The organism is uncultured Flavobacterium sp. (assembly GCF_937967675.1).
GTDB lineage: Bacteria > Bacteroidota > Bacteroidia > Flavobacteriales > Flavobacteriaceae > Flavobacterium.
This window is the reverse complement of the sequence record NZ_CALBSN010000120.1, coordinates 1-16,991: the sequence shown is the minus strand read 5'-3', so window position 1 is coordinate 16,991 and position 16,991 is coordinate 1. Positions and strand designations below refer to the sequence as shown.

At 31.9% G+C, this 16,991-nt stretch carries 11 protein-coding genes and 1 pseudogene; 9 read left to right on the top strand and 3 right to left on the bottom strand.

Features of this window, described 5'->3' with window-relative positions:
* From Q0075_RS08195 to Q0075_RS08185, 3 genes and pseudogenes are all read left to right on the top strand, one after another.
* Window positions 1-1,093: pseudogene (locus tag Q0075_RS08195) on the top strand (hypothetical protein); the annotation flags it as partial.
* Between the two features lie 34 nt (window positions 1,094-1,127).
* Window positions 1,128-2,618 (top strand): SUMF1/EgtB/PvdO family nonheme iron enzyme, encoded by a 1,491-nt coding sequence (locus Q0075_RS08190; RefSeq protein ID WP_297869093.1) that lies wholly within the window; start codon window positions 1,128-1,130, stop codon window positions 2,616-2,618.
* An 11-nt stretch (window positions 2,619-2,629) separates the two neighbouring features.
* The gene (locus Q0075_RS08185; protein WP_297869092.1) at window positions 2,630-3,136 is read left to right on the top strand and encodes a hypothetical protein; all 507 of its coding nucleotides are present in this window, start codon (window positions 2,630-2,632) and stop codon (window positions 3,134-3,136) included.
* Between the two features lie 335 nt (window positions 3,137-3,471).
* On the opposite strand, the gene Q0075_RS08180 is transcribed toward Q0075_RS08185, so the two are convergent.
* From Q0075_RS08180 to Q0075_RS08170, 3 genes are all read right to left on the bottom strand, one after another.
* Window positions 3,472-4,323 (bottom strand): DUF2971 domain-containing protein, encoded by an 852-nt coding sequence (locus Q0075_RS08180; RefSeq protein WP_297869091.1) that lies wholly within the window; start codon window positions 4,321-4,323, stop codon window positions 3,472-3,474.
* A 10-nt stretch (window positions 4,324-4,333) separates the two neighbouring features.
* Window positions 4,334-7,975, bottom strand: a complete 3,642-nt coding sequence (locus Q0075_RS08175; protein WP_297869090.1) for a TaqI-like C-terminal specificity domain-containing protein — start codon at window positions 7,973-7,975, stop codon at window positions 4,334-4,336.
* 734 nt (window positions 7,976-8,709) lie between these two features.
* A complete protein-coding gene (locus tag Q0075_RS08170) occupies window positions 8,710-9,093 on the bottom strand; it encodes an HU family DNA-binding protein (protein WP_297869089.1) in 384 nt (127 codons plus the stop codon).
* 851 nt (window positions 9,094-9,944) lie between these two features.
* Between Q0075_RS08170 and Q0075_RS08165 the strand changes: the two genes are divergently transcribed.
* From Q0075_RS08165 to Q0075_RS08140, 6 genes are all read left to right on the top strand, one after another.
* Window positions 9,945-11,177, top strand: a complete 1,233-nt coding sequence (locus Q0075_RS08165) for a phage integrase SAM-like domain-containing protein (RefSeq protein ID WP_297869088.1) — start codon at window positions 9,945-9,947, stop codon at window positions 11,175-11,177.
* Between the two features lie 51 nt (window positions 11,178-11,228).
* Window positions 11,229-12,446, top strand: coding sequence for a hypothetical protein (locus tag Q0075_RS08160; protein WP_297869087.1), 1,218 nt, complete (start codon window positions 11,229-11,231; stop codon window positions 12,444-12,446).
* Window positions 12,447-12,544: 98 nt separating this feature from the next.
* Window positions 12,545-12,832, top strand: coding sequence for a helix-turn-helix domain-containing protein (locus tag Q0075_RS08155; RefSeq protein ID WP_297869086.1), 288 nt, complete (start codon window positions 12,545-12,547; stop codon window positions 12,830-12,832).
* A gap of 3 nt (window positions 12,833-12,835) precedes the next feature.
* Window positions 12,836-13,111 carry a helix-turn-helix domain-containing protein gene (locus tag Q0075_RS08150; protein WP_297869085.1) on the top strand — a complete coding sequence of 92 codons (276 nt, stop codon included), beginning with the start codon at window positions 12,836-12,838 and terminating at the stop codon, window positions 13,109-13,111.
* A gap of 2 nt (window positions 13,112-13,113) precedes the next feature.
* The gene (locus tag Q0075_RS08145) at window positions 13,114-15,375 is read left to right on the top strand and encodes a DUF3987 domain-containing protein (RefSeq protein WP_297869084.1); all 2,262 of its coding nucleotides are present in this window, start codon (window positions 13,114-13,116) and stop codon (window positions 15,373-15,375) included.
* A 69-nt stretch (window positions 15,376-15,444) separates the two neighbouring features.
* The gene (locus Q0075_RS08140; protein ID WP_297869083.1) at window positions 15,445-16,953 is read left to right on the top strand and encodes a DNA methyltransferase; all 1,509 of its coding nucleotides are present in this window, start codon (window positions 15,445-15,447) and stop codon (window positions 16,951-16,953) included.
* The last annotated feature ends 38 nt before the right edge of the window (window positions 16,954-16,991 follow it).

The window sequence follows — 16,991 nt, the reverse complement described above, 5'->3', positions numbered from 1 at the left end:
TAACAAATCTACTGACGCTACTTTAGCTGACGCTACTAACACAAAATTCCCAACAGAACTAGCTGTTAAAACATATGTAGACGGTCAAGTAACTTCTATAGGAAATAATTTTTTGCCATTAGCAGGAGGTACTTTAACAGGACAGTTATTTACACCATCAGTAGTGTTTAATAACGGTAGCACATGGGAAATTGGAAACTCAGGATTCAACTTTTCAATCTATCAAGGGGGATGTTGTAGTCGAGTTATCATTGACGAAAATGGAAACTTTGGTATTGGAGGCAATTACTTACCTCAATTTAAATTAGATGTTGAAGGTAGTGGCCGTTTTACTAATAGTGTAACAGCTAATGCGTTTAGTATACCTGGGGGATTAGCTTCACAATTCTTAAAAGCAGATGGTACTGTCGACTCAAATAGTTATTTCATAGCAAATAGTTCTAATGTCGCTATTGGTTATGTTTCGGGTTCTGGAGGACAAGGGGAACACTCAATTGCCATAGGAAGTAATACAGCGCAAGGACCTCAAGCTGAAGGAGCTGTTGCAGTAGGTTATGCTGCAGCACAATACAACCAAGGGCTTAATGCCGTAGCAGTAGGTTCCTTTGCCGGTAATAACAACCAACCAGAAAATGCAGTAGCTATTGGATACAATGCACAAACAAATGGCACTAATGCTATCGCTATTGGTGCTAATGCTTATGCTCAAAACCCAAATACTGTTCAAATTGGAGATTCTAACATTACAAATGTAAATACCTATGGCTCTATAACAGCAAATGCTGAAATAAGTGCAGAAATAACTAATAATTTCACAATCAATGCTACAAATGCAGAATTATACAAAGGAAAAGTATTAATATGTAATCCTAGTTCACAAATTACCATTACGTTTGAAAACAACCTTCCTGTCGGATTTAACTGTATGGTATTACAAAAAAGTGATGACGCTAACAAAATTAATTTTGCTGGTGGTAGTGGCGTAACACTAAAAAACCGAAACAACTATACAGCTACAGCTGGCAACTATGCCATTGCTACCATTGTAAATATTGGTGGTGGTATTATCGTTACTGCCGGAGACATGCAATAAATTCAATTACTAAAGATTAAACAATAGAAAAAATATGAAAAAAATAGCCTTAATAACCATCTTATTTTTAGCATCTAACATAAACAGTTATGCTAATAATTTAATTATCGGTACACCTACTGTAAGTGGTAGTACTGTAACCTTTACCATAAAATGGGACAACAGTTGGTATGTTACTACAGGACCTTCTAATTGGGATGCTGTTTGGGTATTTGTAAAAAGACAAAGTTGTGTTAGTAATGCACCTAGTCCATGGGTACATGCAGATATAGCAGCATCTGGTAATAGTGTTACTGGAGGGGTATTACAAGTAGACCAAGTACTTGATAACAAAGGAGTATTCATTAGAAGAAGTGCTGTAGGGATTGGAAATATAACTATGGCAACCGTTACATTAACATTAAATTCTCCTATTGGAAGTGATAACATTGGTGTATATGGTATGGAAATGGTAAACATCCCTGAAGGTGATTTTTATATTGGAGATGGATCTCAACAATATTTCCATACTTTTTCAGATCCTAGTGGAAATCCTCTTTTAATCAATGCTGCTATTCAAAACGCAGGATTAGGTGCTGCTTCTAACTACCAAAGAGACAATTTGGGCTCTTCTGGAAGTTTACCCGCTTCTTTCCCATTAGGATACAATAGATTTTACTGCATGAAATACGAAATTACGGCTGGTCAATATGTAGCCTTTTTAAATACACTTAGCTTTAATCAGCAAATTAGAATGCAAAGAGACTACCAACCAAATCTTACTCCACCTGATTCTCCTGCAGGCACTGAATTTCACTGCTGGCCTTGTGGTAACAATTCACCTAGAATCGTAATTGCTACTCCAGGTAACAATACCTCTCAAATTATTCCTGCTGTTTATGCAAACGATTTAAACAATAACGGTGTATATAACGAAGATGAAGACGGTTTAGGCATTCCTGTTGTTTTAAACGTGAAAAATTTCTTTGCTTTCTTAGACTGGGCAGCCATAAGACCAATGACAGAATTTGAATACGAAAAAGCATGTAGAGGAAATCAAAATCCTGTTTTAGGTGAATTTGCATGGGGCTCAACAGACTTTAATAATACTTATGACGTACCTAACTATGGTTCCGCTTCAGCTACTAACAATTATGCTATGCTTGGTAATAATACTGCAGGTACAAACCGTTTATACCGCGCTGGTATTTCGGCTACTCCTACTTCTAACCGTTTAAAAGCAGCTGCAACTTACTATGGCGTTTTAGACATGACTGGAAATGTTTGGGAATCATGCATTGGAGGTTGGAATGTTGATTTTTCCGACTTTACAACACAAAATGGAGACGGTAACCTATATGAAAATGGTCAATCTGTTGATAATGGTTCTACTGATATGGCTACTTGGCAAACTAATCGAATTATGGTTAAAGGCGGTGGTTCTAACTGGGTTGGCGGTGAATGGATTTCTGTATCTAGAAGAAACTGGGTACAATTTAACAACTACTCTTTCTTCCAAGGTGGAAGAGGTGTACGATCATTTTAATTTGTATTACAATGAATAAAATAAAATTTATACTATGGCTTTTATTCATTGGATGTGGCGCTAATGCTCAAATTGCTATGCCAAGTATGCGAGGTGTATTCAATACTAAAGTGCCTACCACCATGTATTCTGGTGGTGTGGGTGTAGGTAATAACCAACAAACTCTCACCCAAGGCAACTGTATAGCTCCTTCTTTAGAAACCATTTATTATGGCGGAAATGGAACAGGATATGACGAACAACAATTCATACAAAGCACTTGTGCCTATCCATTGCTAGAAACTATTTATTTTGGAGGAGCAGGTTACGGAAACGTAGCTGCTACCCTATTACAAAGCACTTGTGTAGTTCCTAACCTAGAAACCATTTATATGGGGGGTACAGGATATGGAAATGCGCAACAAACAATAATGCAATACAACTGTATTATGCCTATAATAGAATCCTTTTTCTTTGGAGGATTTAGTGGAATGCAATCTCCACAAATCATTATTCAAACCGATTGTAATACACTGTAAATATAAAAAACCGTTGCTAAATTAAGTAACGGTTTTTTTTTATAAAAATGCTAACAAACATACGAATAGCTTAAAACAAACATTACCAACTCCGTTTTCAAAATCAAAGTTTTAAAACACAGAAGGAAGAAATTTAAAAATCTTTAAAATTATAACTATTTAATATTTTTTAGGAGCAATACATCACACTGGCTAATTATTTTTTGCATTGCTTCTACTTCTCATAATTAACTCGTTTCAGCATCTCTTAACCATCTCATTACTAACTAAACGAACGCGAAAGGATTAGCTTCGCTGAACTTCGTTTCGCGCACGAGCGGGGATTATATTGTATTTTATATATCTCTAAATGGAATATTGCTCTTTCTTAAATGAATTTTACCATGTTCTTTATCTAAACTAATAATTTTGTTTTTTTGTTTTAATAAAAAAAATAATGCCGTTTTTAATTTTTCTAAATTTATTAAAGGCCCTAAAATAATTTCTGTTACATATTCAAAAGGGATTGATATTTCTTTGTATGGCTTCAATAAAGAATCACTAGTCTGAAATTTCAATTCTTTTTTTTCTACAACTTTACTTGGTATAATTAATCGATATTCATCCTCGTAATTATAACTTTTGTTTTTTAATATTGGAAGAAATTTATAATGTTGTTTAAGTAGATTATTATCAAAACCACTTGAAAAACTAATACTATATGAATCAATATGTAAACAGCTATGAATTTGCTTTATGTTTTCAGTTAAGTATTGTTCATATTCCTTAGACTCATAAACACATTTCTCAAATTTATATTCTTCTATTTGTGATAACTTTTCTTTATTAAATCCTATTGCAATTCCTTTTGATTTATTGCCATATGTGTTCCACATGGGAAGACTATCCCAACATTCAGAAAAAGAAATAATATATGGGTATAAATCATCAATTTCTTCATATTTAAAAAAAGACATCCTATTATCATTTAATTTAGTTTGAAAATCTTTTTTATCATTTTTATCTAAAGAATTATCATATTCAATTAATTTCTCTTTTAATAAACTAGCAGCAATCGTATGTTCTGTAAAATCATTAAGAAAATCAATGTGTGTTGCTCTAAATTTTAGAGATTCATTAGTTGCATCATTAATTATTTTAACAAAAGTTTCTAATGAAGTGTAATGATAAACTGTATTTTCTTGCATAACTATTTTCTTAACTATTTTCCACAATACTAATCTCCTCCTCACTCAACCCATACAACGCATAAACCATAAAATCAATTTCACGCTCTAAAGCAGCAGTATCAGCTTCTGCGTTGTCTTTTTTGAGCAAAAGGATTTGGTCAACTTTGTCAATGAAGGGTTGTTGGTCTGGTTTTGGAATTTCTACAACAGGAATATTTCTTACATCATTAATTAGAATTTTTGGAAATAATCCTTTATTTGCCTTGGGAGAAACTTTATTATGATACCATCCAATCAATGAAGAATTTAAAATCGCTAAACAATATTTTAAATCTAAAATATCTTTTTCATCAATAAGGTTTATTAAGGAAGGATTGTTTATAAATTCCTCTTCTAAATAGGTGCAAATAAGTTTGTCAGAAGTAATTTCTCGAATTAAAATCCTTTTTTGATTAAAAAATTTCTCATTCACATAAGAAGCAACATGTCTACCATAATAAACATAACTTTGATTATTTACATATGAATAACGATTAACATTTTTACCTAAAATTTCGCATTTCCAATTATTATCTCTTTTTGATTTTGAATGCCATAATTTTTCATCTACAATTTTATTACCTTCAATTTCTCCATATTTTTTTATTAAATCACTTCTTCTGTATGGTATAAAACCTTGAGAAACTTCTAAATAATCTTTTAAATAACTAAAATTTTTAATTTTATCAATTATAAAAATTTCTTCTTTATTTTGATAAAATAAGCTTAATAAATTTTCTGATTGCTCTATCAAATATGATTTATCAAAATTTTCTTTTAAATAAAATTGTTTATTATTTACACCGTAGAATTCAGATTTATAATTTTGATTACTCTTTTTAAAGGAGAACACACATGTCCTAACTGATGCGTCTTCAAAAGTATTATCACTTGATAAATCTACTATTTGGTAAACTTGAGTTTCATCAAATATTTTAATCCTATATTTAATACCAAACTTTGTTGATAAAAATGTATTAGGGAAAATATAAGATAAGAAACCATCGACTTTTAGTATTCTTTTTGAAAGTGAAGTGAAATAAATATATATCTCATAATCTGGTACATCAACATCAAAACTAGTTAAATATTTTTTTTCAATATCAGAAAAATTAACACCATAAGGCGGATTCCCAATCACCACATCAAAGCCTACAAAATCGCCTTCGTCGTTTAATACTTCAGGAAACTCAAAGCGCCATTCAAAAGCATTTTCATAAATTTTGTTGCTTTTTATTTCTTCGAGTTGAGTTTCAATTTTTTCAATTTTATCCGCTAAGTCTTTTTTAGCTTTTTGTTCGGCTTTGGTGAGTTTGGTTTCAAAAAGTTGGGCGCTGTCAAACTTTACGTTAAACTCGTATTTCAGCTTTTGCAACTCTTTAATTTCTTTGCCGTTTTGGTTAATTTCGGTTCTAAAATTGGTTTTTATTTCGGCAATCAGCGTTTCCATATCGCGCTTTTGCTCTTTGCTTTCGGCATTGCGGTATTGGTCAACGGCACGCTTGTAATCCTCAATTTTTAGCTTGCTTTTCTTTAAGGCTTCTTTCAAATCAGCATCCAATCCAAAACGAGCAATTAACGAGTTTCCGCATTTAATGTTAATGTCAATGTTTGGTAAGGTTTCTAGCCCCCTAACCCCCGAAGGGGGAACTTCAACCTGGTAATAAGAATTTTTAAGTAATTCTATCCACAAACGCAAACGGCAAATTTTAACGGAGTTTGGATTAATATCTACCCCAAACAAACAGTTTTCAATAATGGTTTGTTTTTCATGAAACAAGGTTTCTTGCAGGCGTTGGCTTTCTTTGCTTTTTGGGTTATAGGTAAACGGTAAGCCATCTTCATCGGTCACAATTAACTCATCGTTTACAATATCTACTTGGTATTCTTTTAAGCGTTTGCCTTCGCGGTCTACCAACACTTTTAAATCGTGCTTAATGGCAATCATTTCATTCAGCGCCGAAACCAAAAAGTGTCCTGAACCCACCGCTGGGTCACATATTTTTATGCTGTTAATAATAGCATTGGCTTCTTTGGTGTCTTCAATCTTGTTATATAAGGCATCAAAGTCTTCGCAGTTCCAACCTTTGGTTTCATTAAACTTTTGCACCACCGCTCGGCGTATGGTTTCCTTACACATATACATCGTAATGAAACTCGGTGTATAAAACGAACCATCTTTATAGCCGTTAATCTTTTCAAAAATCAATCCCAATACCGAGGCATTGATTAAGGTTTTGTTGTCTTCTTGTATTTCCTCACTGCCTTCACTCGCAAAATCGTAAGCGTCTAAAAAGTCAAAGAAATACTCAATGGCTTTGTGAGTACCGGTTAGTTTTTTTCCATTGGCATCTTTCAATACTGTACCGCTTACAATAGGCAATTGGATATCATCTTCCAATCCAGAAATAAACAAGGTTTGATGTTCTAACTCGGTAGGTTCAAACAACGAACTATTTAAGTAAGGTACTTTAGCAAATAGCGTTTTTACGCGGTCGTTTCGTTCTTCTGGTTTCTTGGCTAGCACCATAAAGAACAACGCATTCAAATTATCGTAATCGTGCAATAAGTCTTTGTGCAAAAACGCATAACTCTTATCGCCTTTGTGGTAGCTAATCAATTGCGCTTCTAGCAACTTTAAAAACAAAATACGGTTTACCCACGTAATACACAATTCCAAACCAACGGTAAACAAGCGTTCTTCGTGCGTGTCGCCATATTGTTTTACATTCGGCAAACGAGATAATTTATCTAAACTATCCAATTGGTTAATCACGTTTTCTAATAAAGAACCAGCATTTCGCTGTCCTGCTTTTGGGCGTTCAATTAGCTTCTTCCCTCCTTCTTTGGTTTCGGTTAACCCAATTAAATGCAGTAATTCATTGTAAAAGTTTTTATCTAAGGAATTGCTATCATTCGCAAACGACAATTTTAATAAATGCTCTGGCGAAAGTAATTTGTATAAGACAATTAATTTGGCATCATCGAGTTTGTCTTCGTTTCTTAAAATTTTGTCATACGAAGCCAAATCAAAATACGTATATTCTAATTTGTCCAGTACAGTTTCAATATAAGGTTTGGCAATTTCTTTGTAGAAAAAATCGGTATTTGTACCCGATAATTTACCTTCTTCAAAGTCCTGAAATTGTTTAACTAAGCTTTTGTTTTGGGCGAAAAGTTTATCAAACAATTGCGCGTCAAAAATGTACCATTCGTTAACGTTGGTCGCCACTACATTTTTTACTTCAAGATTTTTATGAGTGATACGTTCACGCAAGAAATACAACACCATTTCTTGCAATGCCTTGCTATTAATGTTCTTTTGCGAAAGCATTTCGGCTTTATTCGTTGGGCTTTTCGCTTCAATAATAACACCAACATTACTCTTAGCCTCTTTGCCAATATGAATCACTAAATCGTTTCGCCCTTTCGTATTAATAAAATGATTCGGCGAATAATAAGTATTCTTCAAGAAATCTGAAATCAAATTCTTGTGAAACTCCTCCGATTCTTTATCCTTAATACTATCTAATAAAAGAATTAAATTTTGTTTAAATAACTCAATACCAGTTCTATTAGGTTTAATCTTTAAAAAGGCTTTATTTAAGGCTTTGCGCGGTTCTAGTAACATATTTGTAAGGCTTATTGTATCTTTTCAAACATAATGAAAAAAAAGCACCTATACAACCCGTAAAAATACCTGATTTTCAAACCAGGTAAAAATACGGGGGTACCTTCGTCAGCTAAAGTAAATAAAGGGCTTTGATAAATTTTACGGGAAACTGTAAACCGAAGAGTTAAAATTAAAAACGCGTAAAGTTTAAAATTTGATACTAACTGTAAAGAAACACCCTACAAATAAATAAGTAAAAAAAGGGAACAAAAAGACGTTTTTTTCAATGTTAAATTTTATAAATGCATGCATGCAAAAACAAAATAAATACTATATTTACACTATAATTTCGGTAGAGTAGCTGGAACTACTCGAGGTCTTATTACAAAATTACGCTCAAAAATCGGGGTTCTAGCCAGTTTTTTTGAGCTTTTTTTATGCCTTTTGAGAAGAAAAAAATCGATGAAAAGGATAAAAAATTCGATGAAAAGTTTTTAACACGAAAGGATTGAAAGCTATTTTTTGACCTTTTTTTTTATTTTTTTAGAAAGAAATCAAAAAAAGCCATCAAAATTACAGTTGAAAGTTTCGTCCTGATGAAATAATAGGAACATCCCGACGAAGTAAATGTTTTGTCAGGACAAAGCAAACGGTTCGTCCGCATGAAATTGTTATAATTATAACAAAAAAAAGACCCCGAGCACTGGAATACTCGAGGTCTTATTACAAAATTACGCTCAAAAATCGGGGTTCTAGCTCGCTTTTCTGAATGACAAATCATTCAATAAAGAACGTAATCTTTTTCCAGGACGGAATAAAATTCTAGTTTTGGTAATAGCACCCGAAGTTACTTCTTCAGCTGTATCTCTACCTTCAGAGCTTACACCAATTTGAAAATTACCTAATCGTCCTAATTTGACAATTCTGCCTTGCTCTAATTCGCTAATAATGTTGCGCTCTAAAGACAACAATACGGCATAGCAATCCGATTCGGTTACCGTACATTGATACGAAATTTGCTCAGCTAATTTGTCTAAATCAGTTTCCCCATCTGCAATGGCAGCGGCATAAAATTTTTCAGGCGCTAATAGGTCCTGCGGGTTCTTTCTTGGAAGAACTTGGTACTTTACACTCATAATTTATTAGTGTTAAAAGTGAATAAATAATTTTTTGTCATAGTACACTAGCTTCGGATTTCGTGCCTAACCGACGTTTACAAAGTTTATAAATTTGTAGGAAAAAAGAAAGTCAAACTTATTTACAATTGGAGCAAGTTTTAAACAACTTTAGTGATTATCAGTAAATTAATATAAGTTTTTAATTTACTGAATTTCAATAAGTTATATTTATGTGATTTTCAAATGATACCGTTCAAACCACCTAAAAAATAAGGAGCTTGCAAAATTTATGTGCTTTTATAAACGAGATTATTTTTTCAACACATCAAAGCTTTGTCGACTTCTGCGAAATTGTTTATTGATAATTTAAAGAGCTAGGATAAGAACAAGAACAACTTCAAAAATCAAATACAAACACGCAACACCCCTGTATTCCGAAGGGTCGGAACCCTCAAGGGGACAATTCCTTCTAAGAAATTTTAATTCAATCCTTTTCCATTAGCCTTCGACTTCGCTCAGGATGACAATCGAGTCAACAGATTTTTAAAGATTTCTAAAATTTCTTAAATCTGTGTTCCAAAAAAAGTGCAACGCCTATGTAGCTATGTGTTTAAAAAAAGTCATAAAAAAAACCGATTCATTTCTGAACCGGTTTTACCCTGCGGAGAAAGAGGGACTACAACTTTACAAACACCCAAAAATCAAAAAAACCTATTTATATACAAAAAGTCAATAAAATCAATACTTTACAAAGGTTTACAAAATAAAAGGTATTGGATAATATTGGATAAATTAGGATATTTTTGGACAAATGTGGGCTAAATGTGGACTAAATTTTGTATCTTTATGGAACATAAAAAGGCAAAAATATGGCATCTATTTATCTACTCCTTCAGAGCAAAAAAAGTCCTGCGGTTATTTACATTCGTTTACGTGATGGCAGAACACTTGACATCAAAGCTAAAACAAATTATCATATTGACCCAATCAATTGGGATGATGCAGAACAGCGACCAACAAAGAAAGCTTTAAAAGATATTGACATTGCAAACCTGGATACAGATTTGTCAACATTAAAAAACGACCTATTAAAAGAGTACAACCGAAGCAAGGGCAACAAGGTTATAGATGCTCAATGGTTAAAAGATTTTATCAATCCACCACAGGAACAAGAAAAGCATCCAGATAAATTAGTAGATTATATTGACACATTCATTGAGTTTAAAAAAGCCGATGTAAAAAGCAGCACTATTACAAAATGTAATGTTATCAAGCATTTATTGAAGCGTTATCAAGAACACACAAATTCAGTTTTATACATTCGTGATATTGATGCTAAATTCAAAATGGACTTTGAAAAATATTGTATTAGTGTTGGTTATGCACCAAACACAACAGCAAGAAACATTCGCTTTATAAAAACATTTTGCCGACATGCAAAAGCTAACGGAGTAGAAACACATTATCAACTTGACAGCATTAAAGCAAAGTATCATAAAGTAGATAATATCTATTTAGATGAAAAGGAAATTCTAGCAATTGAAAAAATTGAAAGCGAGAAGTTAACAGATGGTTTAGAAAATGCACGTGATTGGTTATTGATAAGCTGTTATTGCGGTCAAAGGGTTTCAGACTTCTTACGTTTTGATAAATCTATGATTAGATACGAAAAGAATAAAGCAGGTCAATTAAAGCCATTAATTGAGTTTACACAGGTTAAAACAGATAAGATAATGACAATACCGCTTCATTCAAAAATCATTGAAATAATGAAGAAATACGATGGTAATTTCCCAAGAAAAATATCAGACCAACGTTATAATGAGCATATTAAAAAAGTATGTGAAGCAGCTGAAATAAACCAACCTATTCACGGAACATTATTTGACCATAAACTAAAAGAAAAAGTTACAAAAGATTATCCAAAACATTTAATGGTTTCTTCTCATATTGGAAGAAGAAGCTTTGCAACCAACAATTATGGTAAAATTCCAACCTCATTTTTAATGTACATAACAGGGCATACAACAGAAGCAATGTTTTTAACTTACATTGGCAAAAGCAACAAGGATATTGCAATGGAGTTAACGAATTACTTTTAATATTTAAGGGTTTTTCATACTTTCACACTTTTAAAAAATATTTGCAAACTGATGGGTGAGTTAAGCAAGAAAGAAAAGGAAGTTTTAGACTTCCTTTTGGAATTTGTAAACATAGAAATTTTTAGTATCGAGCAACAAGAAAGAGACTTGGGCAGACTTGACTATTCTCTGTGTTCTGATGATGCTGAAAAGCAAATCATCACTACTAAAAAGGTTCAGAAACTCAAAAAAAGAATAAGTAAATGTAATCCTATCATTGCAGGTTATCTAAATTGTTTAACTACTCCAGACCCTTTAAACACCGAATTTGAAGAATTACGAGAAATAATTACTAAAAACTTTCTTCTAACAGAATACTATGAATTATTTGAAGAGTTAGTTGGAAAGAATTTAGAAGATATAGAACGTTATAGATTTGATAGTGTTATTGAAAGTTTAGGTTATAATTACAATCCTTTAAAAGATTTTATTCAAGGGGTATGTGATGTAAATAGCTTTTTAACTTATAAATCATTCATTGACATTCCAAAAGACAATAATTTGAATTATGATAAAGTAGTTCAAAAACTCAATGATGCTTTTTTCAAATTAGAAGCTTTCATGAATGGGACAATAAGCGATTACAAATATTTTGATTTTAATACTGCCTTTACAGAGTTATTTTATTTTACAAGATTAGAAGAAAACTATACTTACGACAACTGTAAACGAATAGGGCAATATTGGGAACTAACGGCTCAAATAAGTGTTGATTTTGATAAATCTGATTTTAAAAATAGTAAAGCATATAACAATAAAGCTTTTTGTTCAGTTTGTAATAAGATTATATCAATACATTGGGACAGAATGGAAGAATTTAGTTCATTTCAAACTCCAGACGAAGTTGAAGAACAAACAAAGAAAAAAACAATTTCAGATTTAATTAAACCTACAACCAAAAGCCCGGAAGTAGTAAAAGTTGAAAGTAAAGAAAAGGAAATCAAAGTACCTAGTGAAGTAAACCCATATCCGAGAATTTTTAAAGATTACTATTCATATTCTGTTTTTAAAAAATTGTATGATGAATTTGGGAACAAAAAAGAATGTTTATCTAATTACAGTTATGTGTTTTATAAAATGACTTATGAAGGTTTAATACATTTTGATTTGCTTCACAAAACATATATAGAAATGCTTTCAGATTTTGATATTTCAATTGATAGAATTAAACCTAAAGGAGATATAGGTAAAATTGCTTTACGTGATAGTATATATTCAAGGGTAAAATAAACTACATGAAAACCGTGTAATAAAACACACGATTTCATTCAATCCACAACACGACTTCAACTAGAATTTTGGCTTGTTAATCTTAAATATAACAAGTCATGCAAAACAATGCAATTTTACTTCAAAACCTATCTATTGAACAGCTTCAACAGCTAATAGGTACATCCGTTAGAAACGGAATTCTTGAACTTCAAAAAGAACTTCAAACAAAAGACAATTCGGAAGAATTAATGACCAGAGAAGAAACCTGCCAATTTCTAAAAATTGATAGCAGCACACTTTGGGCATGGACAAACAATGGTAAAGTCAAAGCCTATGGCATAGGTGCAAGACGTTACTACAAAAAGAGCGAATTAATGGATTGTTTAACCCTATTAAAAAAGTAAGCTATGAGTAATTTTTATGACGATGCCGAAAAAGTATTAAAAAGGTTAGACGATAGTGTTGCCTTAATAGTGGCTCAAATGAAATTGGGTGGCAAATTAGATCCCGAAGATGTGTTTTTTGATAACGGTGAATTTATGAAGCTAATGAATATTAGTAAAAGAACAGCACAGGAATGGAGAAACAAGAAAATTATCGAGTTTTCTCAAGTAGGTAATAAAATCTATTACAGACTTTCGGATATCCAAAAATTACTAAATGATAACTATAATTCTAAGTAGTGATGGAACAGATAGCAAATAGCAAACTGATGGTTAGTGTTTATCAAGAGTTCAAATACAACTTAGGAGAAAGAAATCTTTTAGAAGTATTACAAGAAATCAAATCCGATAAATACCAAAGTGAAATTAATTCTATCCGATACGCTTTGCATAAAGGAGATGAAAAAACAGCCGAAGAAATCAAAAGTAATTTATTAGGTTTTACAACTTCTGGAACATTTGGAGAAAGTAGAACAAAAGCGAATATAGTAACCTATTCACAAGTAGTATGTTTAGATTTTGATGATATACCACTAACTGAAATAAACAATCTTGTAACGCTTGTAAATGGCTGTAGATATACGTTTGCATCATTTATAAGTCCAAGTAACGAAGGTTTAAAAGTATTCATTAAAGTCAATTCAAATGCAGAGCAACACACAACAGTTTACAATCAAATCGCAAATTTTTATAAAGAGTTATCAGGTTATGATTTTGATGCAAAATGTAAAGACATTACCCGATTGTGTTTTGTTTCTTGTGATACAGATTTATTTTTAAATGAAAATGCAGTAATTTTTGAAGCAAAGGAAGAAATTAAACCATTGAAATCAGAACCAATAAGAGAAGTCAAACACGTCATTACAACAGATGAATTATTAGACAAGTGCTTAAAGTTTACGGAGCAAAAAGAACAATATTACAATGGAAATAGAAACAACTTTATTTTCCTATTCTCTTGTAATGCAAATAAGTTTGGTATTTATGAAGATGATACTTTGAACTATTGTATTAATAATTTTGATTTAGAGGAAAGAGAAATAAAAGCAACGGTAATCAGCACATATAGAAACCAAAGTGCAGACTTTGCAAAGTTTGCAAAGTTTGCAAACATGCAAAGTTCCAAAACAGATAGTATTATAAATACAGACAATAATTTTGATGATTATGAAGATTGTCTAAAAGGGACGCCTATAATTCCGCAATCGGTTTACGATAACCTACCACCTATTTTGTTTGAAAGCTGTCAAGTGTTTACACAAGAAAGAGAAAGAGATACATTCCTTACAGGAGCATTAGCAATTTTATCAGGTTGCTTACCTAATGTTTCAGGTTTATATAGCGGTAGCGTTATTTATCCAAGTTTGTTTTCTTTCATTTTAGCTCCAGCAGCTTCGGGAAAAGGATCTTTGAAATTTGCAAAAGCATTAGCAGACAAATACCATGACAAAACATTAGCTATTTCCATAGAGGATAAAAAACGATACGAAGAAAGTTTAGCAGCTTATAAAATGCTCAAAGCAAAAGGAAAACTTGAAGAAGGACAAGAAATGCCACAAGCTCCAAAATTCAAAGTAGTTTATATTCCGGCAAATACAAGTAATGCTAAAATAATTCAGCACTTAGATTGTAACGAAGGCAAAGGAATTATTTGTGAAACCGAAGCAGATACATTAGGACAAACATTCAAAAACGAATGGGGAACATATTCCGATATGTTGCGTAAATCTTTTCATCACGAAAAAATATCAGTAAGTAGAAAAACTGATGGCGAGTTTGTCGAAGTAAATAATCCGCAATTAGCAGTAGCATTGTCGGGAACACCAAAACAAATATTTAATATTATTTCTTCTGCCGAAGATGGATTATTTAGTCGATTTATATTCTATGTATTTAAAACAGAAGCAGTATGGTTAGACCCATCACCAAAAGGAAATCCTGTAAACTTAACAGACTATTTCACAACTCAATCAAAACTAGTTTTAAAGTTAGTTGAGTTTTACGAAACAGACGAAATGATTTTACATTTAACTGATGAACAATGGGAAAGATTTAATCCTATTTTTAGCTCTTTTTTAGAACAAATAAACACGTTTGTTAGTGAAGATGCTTTAAGTATAGTTAAGCGATTAGGGTTGATATTATATCGTTTTTGCATGATTTTCACAGCTATAAGAAAGTTTGTAACAAATGAGCATCACAAAGAAGTATATTGTTTGGATATTGATTTTGAAACCGCATTAACATTAACAAAAACGTACATTCAACACAGTGTTATAATGTTTACTAATCTACCAAAACAAGGGGAACAAGGACCATTCAAATCAGGTGAAAACAAAAAGAAGTTTTTCGATGCGTTACCTAATAAATTCCAGAGAAAAGAAGCAATTGAAATTGGTAAAAAGTTTGATATTGGTGAACGTTCAGTGGGTAATTTTCTTAAATCATGTTTAGGAAAATATTTAGAACAACCAGACTATGGAAATTACAGAAAAATCAACTAAAATTAATTATATAGTTAAACAATAATTATAATGTCTTATTTTTGAGTTTTTATATAGAAATTCAATAATATGAATATAGCCCAAGTAGAGCAAAATCTTCAAAATTTAATTGTAAATTTTAGTAAAGACACATTCATTTTCGATTTGTTATTGGCTTACGGTTTACCTAAAGCATCAATAACAAGACTGCAAAGTGGAAACTTAAATTTGTCTAAAGTTGAGGGTGAAGTATCTTGGAAAAAAAAGGTATTGTTTAAACCTGTTTACAACGAAGATTTACATATTGCAATTACAAATTGCAAAGAACAAATAAAGCATGAACAGCGTTTTATAATCGTTACAGATTTTACTACGCTGTTGGCAGTTGATACAAAAACAGCAGACACTTTAGATATTGAATTGACTGCTTTACCAAAACATTTCGATTTCTTTTTGCCTTGGGCAGGAATGGAAAAAGCAACACATCAAAATGAAAATCCTGCCGATGTAAAAGCAGCCGAAAAAATGGCAAAGCTTTTTGACGAAATCAAAAAAGACAATCCTGATAATTCTCCTGAGTTCATTCATGGGTTAAATGTGTTTTTATCTAGGTTGTTATTTTGCTTTTTTGCAGAGGACACCAATATTTTTAAGAAAGGTCAATTCACAAATGCAATTAGTTCACACACCCAAAACGATGGTAGTGATTTAAGCAATTATCTTGATAATCTTTTCGATGTTTTAAATACGCATGACAGAAACAGAAAAGACCTTCCAGCATATCTAAATGAATTTCCATATGTTAATGGAGGATTGTTTGAACACAAACATAAAACACCATCTTTTACTCGACGTTCTCGTCAAGCTGTTATTGATGCAGGCGAATTAGATTGGTCAGCTATTAATCCTGATATTTTTGGTTCAATGATACAGGCGGTAATTACGCCTGAGCATCGTGGTGGTTTAGGAATGCACTATACTAGCGTACCTAACATTATGAAAGTAATTGAACCTTTATTTTTAAATGAATTAAACGAAGAGTTCGAAAATGGTAAATACGAACCTAAAAGACTAAATAAATTATTAGAACGTTTAGGTAAAATCAAAATATTTGATCCTGCTTGTGGTAGTGGTAACTTTCTAATTATCGCATACAAAGAATTACGCTTTCTTGAAATTAAAATTTTATTACAATTACAAGAGCTTCAAAAAGCAGCAACAGGTTTTGAACCGTATCAATTAGAGCTAATCCCAAAAGCACAATTAACTTTAGCAGCACAATATCAACCAACATTATTTTCACGAATTGAGTTAGCACAATTCTTTGGCATAGAGTTAGACGATTTCGCTCATGAAATTGCAATTCTATCTTTGTGGTTAGCACAACACCAAATGAACCAAAAGTTCAAAGAAATATTAGGCGAAAGCACACCAACTTTACCATTACAAGCAGGTGGAAATATAGTTCATGGTAATGCTACTAGAGTAGATTGGGAAAAAGTATGTCCTAAAAAAGATAATGATGAAATTTATATATTGGGTAATCCACCTTATTTGGGTCAAAGAAATCAAAAACCTGAACTGGATATACTAATTTAGCTTCCAGTTAAAGTTAAGAATAAAATCTTATTTTTAAC

Coding starts and splice junctions, on each gene's coding strand:
- Q0075_RS08150 (WP_297869085.1), top strand. CDS start 12,836: ATGAGTAATTTTTATGACGATGCCGAAAAAGTATTAAAAAGGTTAGAC.
- Q0075_RS08190 (WP_297869093.1), top strand. CDS start 1,128: ATGAAAAAAATAGCCTTAATAACCATCTTATTTTTAGCATCTAACATA.
- Q0075_RS08185 (WP_297869092.1), top strand. CDS start 2,630: ATGAATAAAATAAAATTTATACTATGGCTTTTATTCATTGGATGTGGC.
- Q0075_RS08140 (WP_297869083.1), top strand. CDS start 15,445: ATGAATATAGCCCAAGTAGAGCAAAATCTTCAAAATTTAATTGTAAAT.
- Q0075_RS08155 (WP_297869086.1), top strand. CDS start 12,545: ATGCAAAACAATGCAATTTTACTTCAAAACCTATCTATTGAACAGCTT.
- Q0075_RS08165 (WP_297869088.1), top strand. CDS start 9,945: ATGGCATCTATTTATCTACTCCTTCAGAGCAAAAAAAGTCCTGCGGTT.
- Q0075_RS08175 (WP_297869090.1), bottom strand. CDS start 7,975: ATGTTACTAGAACCGCGCAAAGCCTTAAATAAAGCCTTTTTAAAGATT.
- Q0075_RS08160 (WP_297869087.1), top strand. CDS start 11,229: ATGGGTGAGTTAAGCAAGAAAGAAAAGGAAGTTTTAGACTTCCTTTTG.
- Q0075_RS08170 (WP_297869089.1), bottom strand. CDS start 9,093: ATGAGTGTAAAGTACCAAGTTCTTCCAAGAAAGAACCCGCAGGACCTA.
- Q0075_RS08180 (WP_297869091.1), bottom strand. CDS start 4,323: ATGCAAGAAAATACAGTTTATCATTACACTTCATTAGAAACTTTTGTT.
- Q0075_RS08145 (WP_297869084.1), top strand. CDS start 13,114: ATGGAACAGATAGCAAATAGCAAACTGATGGTTAGTGTTTATCAAGAG.